Annotated in this window: 12 protein-coding genes; all 12 read right to left on the minus strand. The window is 73.6% G+C overall.

From position 1 onward, the window contains the following. Positions 1-1542 (minus strand): putative baseplate assembly protein (locus ACWDZ6_RS32920; protein WP_451505758.1); only part of this gene is annotated, 1542 nt, incomplete at its 3' end. Beyond that, entirely contained in the window at positions 1539-3695 is a 2157-nt protein-coding gene (locus ACWDZ6_RS32925) for a hypothetical protein (RefSeq protein ID WP_451505759.1), read from the minus strand. The genes ACWDZ6_RS32920 and ACWDZ6_RS32925, both read right to left, overlap by 4 nt. Continuing rightward, positions 3692-4171, minus strand: a complete 480-nt coding sequence (locus tag ACWDZ6_RS32930) for a GPW/gp25 family protein (protein WP_451505760.1) — start codon at positions 4169-4171, stop codon at positions 3692-3694. Before ACWDZ6_RS32930 ends, ACWDZ6_RS32925 begins: the two co-directional genes overlap by 4 nt. Then, a complete protein-coding gene (locus ACWDZ6_RS32935) occupies positions 4168-4875 on the minus strand; it encodes a phage baseplate assembly protein V (RefSeq protein WP_451505761.1) in 708 nt (235 codons plus the stop codon). The genes ACWDZ6_RS32930 and ACWDZ6_RS32935 overlap by 4 nt, the downstream gene beginning before the upstream one ends. Before the next feature lie 31 nt (positions 4876-4906). Further along, a complete protein-coding gene (locus ACWDZ6_RS32940; RefSeq protein WP_389188519.1) occupies positions 4907-6124 on the minus strand; it encodes a phage late control D family protein in 1218 nt (405 codons plus the stop codon). A 6-nt stretch (positions 6125-6130) separates the two neighbouring features. Further along, entirely contained in the window at positions 6131-6832 is a 702-nt protein-coding gene (locus ACWDZ6_RS32945) for a CIS tube protein (RefSeq protein ID WP_351458075.1), read from the minus strand. Beyond that, positions 6832-7053 (minus strand): putative phage tail protein, encoded by a 222-nt coding sequence (locus ACWDZ6_RS32950; protein ID WP_451505762.1) that lies wholly within the window; start codon positions 7051-7053, stop codon positions 6832-6834. Before ACWDZ6_RS32950 ends, ACWDZ6_RS32945 begins: the two co-directional genes overlap by 1 nt. A 63-nt stretch (positions 7054-7116) precedes the next feature. Beyond that, on the minus strand, positions 7117-7632 hold the full coding sequence (locus tag ACWDZ6_RS32955) for a phage tail protein (protein ID WP_451505763.1): 516 nt from the start codon (positions 7630-7632) through the stop codon (positions 7117-7119). Beyond that, positions 7629-9239 (minus strand): phage tail sheath subtilisin-like domain-containing protein, encoded by a 1611-nt coding sequence (locus tag ACWDZ6_RS32960; protein WP_451505764.1) that lies wholly within the window; start codon positions 9237-9239, stop codon positions 7629-7631. Before ACWDZ6_RS32960 ends, ACWDZ6_RS32955 begins: the two co-directional genes overlap by 4 nt. A gap of 13 nt (positions 9240-9252) precedes the next feature. Beyond that, positions 9253-9708: a phage tail protein gene (locus tag ACWDZ6_RS32965; RefSeq protein WP_266484108.1), complete on the minus strand. Its 456-nt coding sequence runs from the start codon at positions 9706-9708 to the stop codon at positions 9253-9255. Positions 9709-9769: 61 nt separating this feature from the next. Continuing rightward, positions 9770-11593, minus strand: a complete 1824-nt coding sequence (locus ACWDZ6_RS32970) for a phage tail sheath family protein (RefSeq protein ID WP_451505765.1) — start codon at positions 11591-11593, stop codon at positions 9770-9772. A 14-nt stretch (positions 11594-11607) separates the two neighbouring features. Then, positions 11608-11842, minus strand: a 235-nt coding sequence (locus ACWDZ6_RS32975; protein WP_451505766.1) for a hypothetical protein, incomplete at its 5' end; no start/stop codon positions are given.

Here is an 11842-nt window from a genome sequence, read left to right on the forward strand (position 1 = left end):
GGCGGTGCGGATCTCGGCCGCGCCGCGCCGTACGGTCGCACCGAACGGCTCGGTGTCCGTTCCGCCGGTCCCGGGCGATGGGTTGGTCACCGAGGCCACCCCGGGCACCGCGGTGCGCAGCGCGGTTGCCGTGTCCGCCGCGACGGCGCCCTGCCTGCCGCCTCCGGTGCGGTAGCTGACGGCCCGTACGTGGCCCACGCCGGGCGGCAGCGCGACCCCGTGCACCCCGTCGCCGAAGGTGAGGACGCCGGTGTCGGCGTCGAGCGAGAACACCCGGTCGGCGGGGCCGGCGAGGACCAGGTCGGGCACTTCCCGCCACACGGGCAGCGGGTCGTGCGTGGTGGGGGCCGCGCCGTCGACCGGGAAGAGCGGCGCGGCGGGGTCGTCGGCGACGGTGACGGTCAGGGATCCGGGCACGACGGGCGTCGTCGCCAGCCGCAGCCGCACGCCCGCGCCGCCGTCCTGCTCCCGGGGGTCCGCGGGCGCCGGGCTCAACACCTCGTCGCGCACGGTCCGTACGGCGCTCGCGAGCACCGTGTGCGGCAGGACGACGGCGAGCCGCGGCGGCTCGGCGTACGTCCCTGTGGTGAGCCGCACCCGCAGCCAGCGGGCTTCCGGAAGCTGGGCCCCGCCGGGCGGCCGGCCCGGCCGCCAGCCCGTCGGCAGCCGCAGCTGTACGGTCCCGGTGCCGGCGAGATTGCCGGTGTGGTCCACCACCACGTCGGCTTCCCGGAAGGTGTCACCGTCCAGTACGGACCAGCGCAGTTGCGGCGGGGCCGCCTCGGGCGGAGCGACGGCTCCCCGGGCGGCGGCGGCCGGACCGCCGGGGCGCGGGGCCGCCACGATGGCGAGCGAGAGTCCGCCCTCGAGCGCCTGGGGGGCGGTGAACCCCAGCCAGAGGGCAGAGCCGGGCGCGCTGTGGGCGCCGAACGGGAGGAAGCCGTCGGCATAGGGCTCCTGACCCGGCGTCACCTCGTCCACGGGGCCCGGCAGGATGCCGGTCGCGGGGCGGCCCACGGCCAGGCACGTGAGCTCGGCGGGCGACACCCACATGTCGTCCACGGTCTCCATCACCACTTCGGCGCCGTCCTCGCCGGGCGCGCCGGCCTGGAAACCCGCGGGGACCTGAACCCCCGTTCCTGCGGCTGCCGTTGCCGTGAGGCGCAGCAGCACCTGGGCGGGCTCGGCGGGCAGCGGGGAGACCCCGGCGATCCGCAGATGCTCGACGAGCAGCTTGCCGGGCAGCCGGTCCACGCGTGCGGCCACCGCCTCGGCCATCAGCGCGAACAGCCGCAGCAGCGCGTCCCCCGCGTCGTCGGGGCCCGTCCCGGTCCAGTCGGGAGTGAAGCCGCCGGCCCGGGTGCGCAGCGCGGCTACCAGGTCCTCCCGTGCGGCACCCAGCAGCACCGGGCGGCCGTCCGCGTCGAGCAGCGCCGTCCGCGCGGTGCCCGCGGACAGCGTCCACCACGGTTCGTCCGCCCCGGGGGCGAGCCTCGCGGAGGGATCGACAGCGGCGGAACGGTCCGGGCCGTGGGTGTTCATGCGCGTACCTCCCGTGGAGCGGCACCGGAGGGCGGCGTGGTGCACACGAGGACCTCGACGGGGCCGGGAAGTTCACCGGGTCGCAGCGGAAGATCGCCACAGGACTCGTAGGGACCGTCGTCCAGGGCCGCGGCGACGGACTGGACCGGGGTGCGGTCGCCCGCCGCTCGAAGTGCCCGTTCGGCCGCTCGCAGCAGCGCCGAGGGGCGCAGCACGCCGCCGAAGGGCCAGCCGGTGCCGTCGTCGCCGCCGGTGAGGGGGTCGAGGAAGCGGCGCAGTGCCGCATCGAGGAGCTGCCTTCGGGCGGTGTCCGCGGGGAGGGTGATGCGGACGCGGACCCGGCGGTAGCGCGGGGGCGCCGCGAACACTCCGGCGCCGAGCAGGCGTGCGGCCTCCAGCCGGGCGCGTACGGCGGTCAGCGCGCCGGGGTCGGGAACGGGCAGGGGTACGGCGTCGGGCGCGGTGCTGTCGCCGGGGGCGCGCGGCACCCGGGGGACGACGATGGTGGTCACGGCGCCCGGCACGTTCCGCGACGGGTGCGAGGGGTGGGCGCCGACCAGCGCGTGGGCGCGGGCCACGGCGACCCCGGGGGTGGACAGGGCGAGTGCCTCGTGGTCGGCGGCTGTCACGGCCCGGGTGACGACAGCGAGCGCGGTGGCGGCCCGGCGGCGGGCCGCCACCGGGGTCTCCGGCTCGGCCCCTCCTGCGCACGGGACGAGGGCGCGCGCGGTGCATGGGGCATCCGGTGGTTCGGTGTCCGAGGATCCGCCCGTGAACACCCAGGCCCCGGGCGGCGCTTCCTCCTCGGTCGCGCGCTGCGGCCGCGGGCGGGCGAATCCGGACAGTGCGGGGAAGGCCAGCAGTGCGGCCGGTTCGGCAGCGTGGGCGGGGACCGCCGGGTCCGCGCCGCCGTTGCCGGACGGTCCGCCGCCCAGCCGGTACGCCGCCCGCAACACGGTCCCGGGCCTGGTGGCGTCGGGCCGGGGGATCCGCCCGGTCAGGCCGTCGCCGAAGCGCAGCGCCCCGAAGGCCCGGTCCACGGTGAACACCCGGTCCAGCGGTCCGCTGAATGCCAGGTCAGGCACGGCCGCCCAGTCGTGGGTGCCACGGCTGCCGGTGTCGTCCGTCTCGCGCAGCGTGAAGTGCGTGACGTCGATCAGCCGTCCGGCGGCGTCGCCGGGCAGTACGACGGTGAGGCCGGGCAGCGGCGGGCGGCCCGTGAGTTGGGCCACCACGGGCCCGTCGGCGCTTTCCTCCAGGCGGACGCGCTGTGCGTGGTGCGCGGGGACGGAGTTGGGGGAGAGCCGCAGCAGTCGCGGCGGCGCGGCGTAGGTGGCGGCGGATGTGGCCAGCACCAGCTCCATCTCGGACCCGGCGGCCGTTGCCGGCAGGGTCAGCCGGACCAGGCCGGACCGGCGCAGTCCGCCGGTGCCGTCCGACACAGCCCTCCGGGGCAGTGGCGTGGTGTCCCCAACGGGACCGTAGAACCAGTTCAGTTGAGCCGGGGGAGGCACGTCGGGTACGGCCCCCTCGGCCCAGCCGTCGGCCGTCCGGCTCCCGGTCCACGGCCCGGCGGGCTGCTCCAGTGAGAGCAGCAGCGAGAGTGTTCCGCCGTCCGGAAAACCGTCGCCGGACACGGAGAGCCGGATCCGGACCCGCGCGGGGCGGCCGTGGGCGCCGGCCAGGGGCACGGGGCGTCCGGCGGCGAGGTCGGCGGTGCGGTCCCGGTCGCCCGTCGCCTCGCGCACCGACAACCCGGCCACGCGCACCGGCAGTACGTCCAGGTCCCGGTCGAGGCAGAAGTCCCTTCCGCGCTCCGGTTCACGGCTGAACGACGCGCCCTCCCGGATCCGCAGCCGGGTGCCGGGCGTCTGCGGGACGATCTGCAGGACCGTCACCGCGGCCGTCGCCGGGGCCGGTCCGGGCACGCCAAGCAGCCGCAGCACCGCGTGCACGACGGCGTCGGGGATCCGGTCGAGCCGGTAGACCTGCTGCTCCAGCAGATATGCCTGGAGGTCCAGGAGCGTCATGCCCGGGTCGACGGGGGCGTGCAGGGTCCAGCGGCCCGAGGATTCGGCGGGGATCCGGGAGCGGACCGCGTCCACCAGTTCGGCCCAGGACAGATCGTCCAGCCGCAGCGGCGTCAGGGTCATGACGTGTCACCCCCGCCGGCCGGCCCGGCTGCCCCGAACGCGCCCGCGCCGCCCACCAGTCCGGAGCCGCCGTCGAGGTAGTAGGGGAAGACCAGCGTCTCGTGCCGGCCGGTCGCCCTGACCCGGTAGTCGACGGAGACCGTCACCCGCCACTCCTCGCCCGGCTGCGCCTGCGCCCGTACATCGTCCACGGCCGCCCGCGGCTCGAAGTCGCGGATGGCGATCCGTACCGAGTCCTCGAGCTCTCGCAGTGAGCGCGAACTGCCGGGCGCGAAGACCAGCTCCGGGGCGCGGGTGCCCAGCGTGGGGCGCATCACCCGCTCGCCCAGCGCGGTACGCATCAGTACCAGCAGGCAGTCGCGGACGCTGTCCTCGCCGGCCGCGTACGCCAGCCGCCCCGAGGCGTCCGGCAGCAGGGGGAAGTGCCAGCCCTGCCCGAGGAAGGCCTCCGCGCCGCCCGGCGCGCTGCCGTTCACAACGCCACCTGCACCGTCGTCGACATCGGCGGCGGGCCCGGTGCGGGGATCGCCGGACCGGTCGCGCCGGGCGTGGCGACAGGGTGGGTGTGCCCGGTGAACCACGGCAGGAACGTCTCCCACGGGACCACGTGCTGCGTGGCGCCGGTGCCCAGCTTCACCTGCGGCGCGTCCAGCGTCACCGAGCCGCCCGTGACCTTGACAGGGCCGGAACCGGCGCTGATCTCCACCGAGCCGTCGGCCGTCACCGTCACCTTGCCGCCGGACGCGGTGCGCACCACCACCGAGCTGCCCGCGTCGTCGAGTTCGATGCGGTGCCCGGCGGACGAGGTGAGCCGCACGGCTTCCTTGCCGGGGCTGTCGTCGAGGGCCAGTTCGTGGCCGTGCTTGGTCCGCAGCAGCTTCTCGTCCCGGCCGCTCGCCCGGTGCGTGGGCGGCTTGTCCACGCCGTTGTAGAGGCTGCCGATGACGACGGGGAACCGCATGTCACCCTGGTCGAAGGCGACAAGCACCTCGTCGCCCTTCTCCGGCACGAAGCTCGCCCCGTATCCGTTGCCCGCGTACGGCTGGGCCACCCGGCACCACTCGGTGATCGTGGCGCTGTCGAACCAGGGCAGTCTCAACTGCACCCGGCACTCCTTCTCCGGGTCGTCCTCCACCCGCTCCACCACACCCGTCGACACACCGAAGTACCGCTTGTCCACGGCTGATCCCGGCATTCCCGTCATCGCTTCGTCACCGCCCCTCGGAAGTACGCCGTGCCTCGAACGAGGTGAAGAATCCGGATGAGTTGAAGGAGTGCGTCACCTTGGTCGTGTAGTAGGTGCCGCCGAACCTGCCCCCCACCCCGCCGATCCGCAGTGAATCGCTCGGCACCAGATCGGGCAGGCCGGCCAACTGGCCCGCACAGGTCACGAATTCGTACGATTTGCCGCGCAGCACGCTCACCGCCAGCGCTCGCGCCTCCTGCTCCGAGCTCACCGGGCGGTCCACGATGACCTCTTCCCGGTCGCCCATCTCCTGTGCGGCGGCCGCCGGACCGCTGCGTCCGGCGTCGTGCTCAGCCTGCAGATCCGCCTGCGTGGCACTGCCGACGATCGCCTTCTTCGTCCGGGGATCCCAGCCGCGCACCGTCACCTTGGCGACCTGCCCCGACAGGGTCAGGGTCGGGCGGAACGAGATCAGGCTGGGCGCGGGGGAGGTGGTGGAGGCCTCGCCCAGTTCCGGGCGTCCGGAGCGGGCACCACGGGCCAGCACCGCGTACCAGAGGTCGAAGGTGCGCGGCCGGCGGGCCGTCGAGCCGGCCCTGCCGTCGGCGGGGGAGACGAAGTACAGCTGCTCCACTCCGCTCTTCGGGTCGGGCGCCACGTAGCACTCCCGGTCGACGCCCTTCGCCCGTTCCAGCAGGAAGGCGACATCGTCCTGGTTCTTCTGCATCACCAGGGGATGCACCACGCCCTCCTTCTCGGCCACCAGCTCCAGGCCGTGCCGCTCCGCGACCTTCTGCGCGATCTGCCAGTCGGCGAGGTCCAGATACTTCTTCACTTCGTCGGCCCGTGGTTTGCGGGCCTTCATCTGCGCCGTGCGGTCCTGGCAGGAGACCTGCAGCGTCGGCGGCCCGGACGAGGGGAAGTCCGGCTGGATCGTGGTGACCTGGCCCTTGGCCACCACCGGCGGCCGGGGCTGCGAGGTGTAGCCGAGCCGGACCTCCACCACCTGGCCGGGGGCGAAATGCTTCGGGTCGTCGAAACGCAGGCGCAGATTCAGCTCGTCCCAGTTGCTCAGCGCCAGTGAGAACGTCCCGGTCTTGTCCAGCTCACGGACCACCTGGATGTCGAGCACACAACTGCGCATCTGCTGGGCGATCTCAGAACCGTCCAACGCGACCTCGAAACACGGGGCGTACGTGTCGGCCGGCAGCGGTGTCGCGGTCGTGTTCCTCAGTAGCGCCATCACCCCTCACCCCCGGTCCAGGGCGGGGACGACGAGCGCCATCCCCGGGGCGAGCGCCCGCGGATCGGCGAGGGAGTTGGCGGCCGCCAGTTCCCGCCAGCGCCCGGAGTCCCGGTACACCGCGGCCGCGATGGAGGAGAGCGTGTCGCCGCGCCGGACCGTCCATACCTTCTGCACGGTCGGTGAACTTGTGGCCGTGGTGAGCTTCTGCTCCTCCGCCGTCCTGAACTCCTTGAGCGACAGGGACACTTTGGCCCGGGTCGGTGTGCCGTCCCGGTCGAAGAGCACATAGGTGATGGAGAGGCTGTCCACGACGCCGGTGAACGAGGGATTGGCGCCCCAGGCGAAGGTCACCACCGGCGGTGCGTGGGTGGTGCTTTGACGAGTCGTCAGGGACTGGAAATCGTTGAGCCACCGCCGCTGCACATCGCGGCGCCCGCGCACCGGCTCCTCGGCCGCGTCGACCAGCGCGTCCAGCTTGAGGGTCCGCGCGCCGCCGCGTACGAACTGCAGAGGGGGCGCGTCCAGGCCCGGGACGCCGATCTCGGCGAACGTCACGGCCTTGGAGACGGCGTACTCCGTCGGATTGACCGGCAGCGTCAGCAGCGGGGTCACCGGCCCCGACACGGAACCGGGCGGGTGCACGCTCAGGGTCGCCGGCGTCGCAGCGGCGTCCCGCCCCGAGGGGAGTCCGGGCAGCGGGAGCATCAGGCACCCCCGAAGCAGTCGGCCGCGGACCCGCCGGAGGAGTCCTGGCCCGCCCCGTCACCGGTCAGGGACGCCTCCCTGGCGAGCAGCCGGCCGCGGGCCCTGACGTCCTCCTGCCGCTGGGACCACTCCCGGATGTGCTGTGCGAAAAGCCGGGCGAAGACCGCCGTGTCATCGCCGCCGACCTCGAAGTCGACAGAAAGGTGATGGATCGTCAGCATTGTTCTCTCCCGAACCCGTGATCACGACATGCCGTGCTTTCCCTGCGGCCGTTGCCGCGTACGTCAGCCCAGCCCCGGCACCGCCTGCTCCACCGCCACCAGACCCTCGTGCGCGATCTCCAGCTGCTCCACGGCCACTTCGCTGCGCTCCGCGTGCAGATCGGGGCCTGTCCACTTCGAGGCCAGGCCGCCCCTGAAGGCCCATACCGCGCCGGGCAGTCCGGCCCCGTCCAGCAGCAACACCGCCCCGCTGCGGCGCGCGCCCAGCGGGTTGCCGAGCCCGGCCTGGTACCAGGCCCACAGGCCCGTGCCCCGGGCCACCCCGCGGTGCAGCACGATCCGGTTCCAGGAGTGGCGTACCGGGAACTGCCGGACCCGGTCATTGACCCCGCCTTCCGGATACGAGGTGACCTCCAGCTGCGCCCCGAGCCCGGAGACCTGCTGGAAGGCGCCCTGGGCGGTGAGCGGCAGCAAAGCCGTCTGCGCGGGCGGCAGATGGGCGGCGGCCGGGCCGAGCACCACCAGGAACCGGTACTTCGGCAGCGGCTCGGCGAAGAACTCCAGCGCCTGCTCGGTCATCCCTCCACCACCTCCAGCCGGTCCCGCCCGCCCATCAGCAAGCGGATCGCGATGAATTCCATGGGCGCGGCCGGAGCCACCTCCACCTGGCAGACCACCTGCCCGAGCGCCGCCTGCTCCGGAGGGTTCAGCCCTTCGTCGCACCGCACCCGGAAGGCCTCCGCAGGCCGGTCCCCGGCCAGCGCGCCCGCCTCGAACAGGCCGAGCAGTACTTCGGTCAGCCCCTGGACGAGCAGTAGCCGCAGACCGGGTGTGTCGGGCTCGAACAGCAGCGGCCCGGCCACCTCGCGGGCCGCCCGCACCAGCCGGTGGACGAGCCTGCGGTGGGCGATGAACCAACCGTCGCCCACGCCCTGGGCCTGTGGTTGCGGAACCGCCGTACGGCCGCCCCACACGAGCGGGCCTCTGCCGGGCGGGCAGCGCAGCAGATTGGCGCCCGATCCGTAGACCGCCACTTCCTGATCGGGGCGCAGTACGTGGGCGAGGTCGACGACGCCCTCGAGCGAGGCGTTGGCCGGGGTCGCGAACACACCTCGCTCGCGGTCCAGCCGCGCCGCCACTCCGGCGACATGGCCGGAGGCGGGCACCGTGCGCAGCGCCGGGAGCGTGGTGGCCAGCGGGTCGGGGACCCGCAGCGGTGGCCAGTGCACGGCGCACGCCTGCAGGCCGGGTATGTCGTGACGCAGGCGCAGTGCGTCCATCCAGCCGGTGGCCTGCCGGGTGGCGGCGGCGGGGTCGGAGGTCCTGGCGCCGGTGAGAGGCGGGTCGAGCAGTGCCAGCCGGTCGAGCGCTGCCGCGCACCCCTCGACCAGCAGATCGGCCAGGTCTTCCCGGCGGGTCTCCCCGATCCCGCAGCGGTCCAGGTCGGGCAGCGCCAGCAGGGCGGGTTCCGGTAGTTCCACCATGGCCCGTACGGCGTCGGCGTAGGCCTCGGCGAGGGTCCCGGTGTCATCGGGGCTGCCGGGAGAGGGAGCGCCTCCGGTGAGGGTGGCCGTATGCGTTCCCGCGTGCGCGGCCGGTGGGCCGGCGGGTGCGGGACCGTCGGGGACCAGCCGGATGAGCCGGGAGGCAGCTGCCACGGCGTCGGGGAGTTCGGTCGGGCGCAGCCAGCCGAACGACTCGGCGGACTCGCCGGGTGCCTCGACCCGCACCAGCACCTGGGGGTGCCCGGCGGATCCGGTCAGACGATGACGGACCGTCACCCGGGTGCCGTCGGCCCGGCCGCCCGGGGACGCGGCATCGATCCGGCAGCCCGCCGCGGGCGCGAAGGGTGAGGGCGCCCCGGCCGGCCAGGCTGCCGTGGCGGCGGTCGCGCCCGCCGGCTCCGTCCGCAGTACCCACAGCGCGGTGCCGCCGTTGGCGAAGAATCCGCGCACCGCGTAGGGCAGATCGAGTGCCGCGTCCAGGCCGCCGAAGGCCGCGGTGTAGGACGCCCAGTCCGTGACGCGCACGGGGGTGGCCACCGGGCCCCGCCGGGTGCGCCCCGCGAAGCACGCCACATCGGTGCGCAACGGCTGAACGGGATCGGCCGCCGCGGCTGCCGTCGCGATCAGTCCCGGCAGCAACGGCTTGGCGGGCAGGGGCGGTTCGAGGGCGGATGCGGACACGGCTGTCTCCCGGTCAGACGTCGATCTGGAGGTCTTCGACGCAGAGCTCGAGCGTCTCCATCGCGATCTCGTTCTTGGTCGCGCCGAGCGAGGGCCCGGTGTACTTCACCGGCCAGCCGCGGTCGAAGTTCCAGCGCATGACCTCCTGGCGGTTCTCGTCGAGGAGGAGGATCGCTCCCGGAGCGCGCTGGGTCTGGCCGTTCATCGACTTCTTGATCCAGTTCCAGAACTCCGGATGGCCGGTGATGCCGCGCTTCAGCGTCAGGTTGGAGAATTTCTTGAGGCCGGGGATCTTGCGGACCCTGATGTCCTCGCTGCCGTTGCGGTAGTCGATCGGCTGGATGTCCACGGTGAGCCCGGAGACCTCCGTGAAGGACGCCTGGACGTCCTGGCCGTTGGCGGCGACACCGGTGACCTGCACGAGGAAGTTATAGGCGCCGTACGGATCGTCACGCTGAACGGGTGGCACAGCCGTCCCCTTTCTTTTGCGGCGGTTGAAGCGTTCTCAGTGGTCGCGGCGATGCGGGTGTTCAGGAGGTGTTCGACTCGCGGGTCGCCTGCTGGATCCGCACGACCACGAACTCGGCGGGAAAGACGGGGGCGACACCGACCTGGCAGACCAGGCGGCCCTGCGCGAGGTCGTCCTCGGTCATGGTGGACCGGTCGCAGACGACGTAGAACGCTTCCTCCGGTGTGGTGCCGGCCAGCGCGCCGGCCCGCCAGACCTCTGTCAGGAAGCTACTGATGCTCTGCCGGACCGAGGCCCACAGCTGCTCGGCGTTGGGTTCGAAGACGACCCACTGGAGTCCCTCGTCGAGTGACTCCTCGATGAAGAGGAAGAGCCGGCGGACGTTGACGTACCGCCACCGGGTGTCGTCCGACAGGGTCCGCGCGCCCCACACCCGCTGGCCCAGATTGGGGAACGCCCGCAGCACATTGATCCCGACGGGATTGAGGGTGTCCTGCTCGCGCCGGGTGACGTCGGAGGCCAGACCCGCGCCGGGGACGATGCCGCGCAGCACCGTGTTGGCCGGCGCCTTGTGGACTCCCCGCTCCACGTCCGTACGGGCGTAGACGCCGATCATGTGCCCCGACGGGGGTGCCTTCGCGGTACCGGCGCCCGCCGGATTCGGCACCTGGAGCCAGGGGTAGTACAGGGCCGCCCGGTCGGTGGAGAGCGGCTCACGGAAGTCCCTGATGGCCTCGAGGTCGGCCGCGGGAGGTCCGTCGAACACGGCGAACCGGTCACCGAGGATCTCGCAGTGCGTGTTGAGGCCGTCGAGGACGGTCGGATCCCAGACGCCGGGCACGGCGCAGATCGCCACCTCGTCGATGTCCTCGAGGGCCTGGATGCCGGTGCGGTTCCCGCTGCCTCCGTCCACGCCGATGTAGTCGGCGGGCGTGAGACCTCCCGCGCCGCCGGCGCCCCCGGCCAGATCGAGTGCGGCGAGCGGCCGGCCCGGGTCGGTCCTGGAGATACCGCTGCTCAGGAACGGCAGCGGATCGGCGCCGATCGTGAGCGAGAGGAGCGCGTCCGGGTCCGCGCCGACGGCCGTGGCGAGCGTCGCCAGATCGGCGGCCGGCGGGTTGAGCGCCGACGGGACCGTCCGGGTCTGCCGCGGGACGCCGGGCGGCGCGTCGACGATCTCCAGCCGGAAGCCGGCCAAGACGAGGGTGTCGCCCTCGACGGCCGCGGCCGCGGGCGGGCGGTCAAGCGTGAGCGTGACATTGACGCCGTCGGGGGCGTGACTCACGACCGTGTGCAGACTGGGCTGCTGGGTTCGGTCCGCGGGAATGAGGAGAACCGTGCTGCCGGTATCGATCGCGCCCAGCGCGGCGATCGTCACGGTGGCCGGGGGATCGCCCGCGGGTGGCGCGGCGGGCGCCACCACGGCGGAGGTGGCGGACCGCGCGAGCCGCAGCACGGCATGCAGGGCGTTGCCGCCCTCGCCCGCCTGCACCGCCTCCGCGGCGAGGACCGGCACCGGCGGGGTGGCCTGGTCCACCAGAGTCGCGGTGGCCTTGGTGCTGCCGACGGCCGGGGGCACGATCCGCTTGACGTAGAGCCGTTGGCCGCCGTTGTCGAAGAATCCCTTCACCGCCAGCGGCAGCAGCCACCACCGGATGCCGTTCGCGTCGGCGGCGGCGACGTCGGCGTCGCCCGGTCGGGGCAGGAAGCCGCCGAAGAGCCGGTGGAAGTCCAACAGGCTGGTCACCAGCTTGGGTTTGCCCGAATCCGGCCCCCGGGCAGTCACCCCGACCATGCCGGCGGTGCTGGTGGCCACCCCGGTGATGGGCCGCGGGCCGGTGGAGATCTCCTCGACAAAGACGCCTGGGCTGAGATATTCGGGCATCGGGGCTTCCTCCGCTACGGGATCTCGATGAGCTGCTCGGTACCGCTGATGTCCTGCGCGGTCAGATGGATCGACGCCTCGGGGCCGCCGGCCTGGCCGGGATCCGCGAGCGCCGTGACGGTGAACCACTCGGCCTCGGGCGCGGCGGGATCCTGTGCGGGCAGTTGAGGCTTGCTGCCGGGACGCCGCAGCGGCAGCCGGAAGGCGCCGTCGTGTGCCGTCGCGGCGTACTCCGCCCACTCGGCGACC

It is taken from the genome of Streptomyces sp. NPDC002926, from assembly GCF_053591755.1.

What these genes read in the sequence shown, in the direction of transcription:
- ACWDZ6_RS32925 (WP_451505759.1), bottom strand. Translation starts at nt 3,695, where the DNA reads ATGACCCTGACGCCGCTGCGGCTGGACGATCTGTCCTGGGCCGAACTG.
- ACWDZ6_RS32940 (WP_389188519.1), bottom strand. Translation starts at nt 6,124, where the DNA reads ATGGCGCTACTGAGGAACACGACCGCGACACCGCTGCCGGCCGACACG.
- ACWDZ6_RS32945 (WP_351458075.1), bottom strand. Translation starts at nt 6,832, where the DNA reads ATGCTCCCGCTGCCCGGACTCCCCTCGGGGCGGGACGCCGCTGCGACG.
- ACWDZ6_RS32950 (WP_451505762.1), bottom strand. Translation starts at nt 7,053, where the DNA reads ATGCTGACGATCCATCACCTTTCTGTCGACTTCGAGGTCGGCGGCGAT.
- ACWDZ6_RS32955 (WP_451505763.1), bottom strand. Translation starts at nt 7,632, where the DNA reads ATGACCGAGCAGGCGCTGGAGTTCTTCGCCGAGCCGCTGCCGAAGTAC.
- ACWDZ6_RS32970 (WP_451505765.1), bottom strand. Translation starts at nt 11,593, where the DNA reads ATGCCCGAATATCTCAGCCCAGGCGTCTTTGTCGAGGAGATCTCCACC.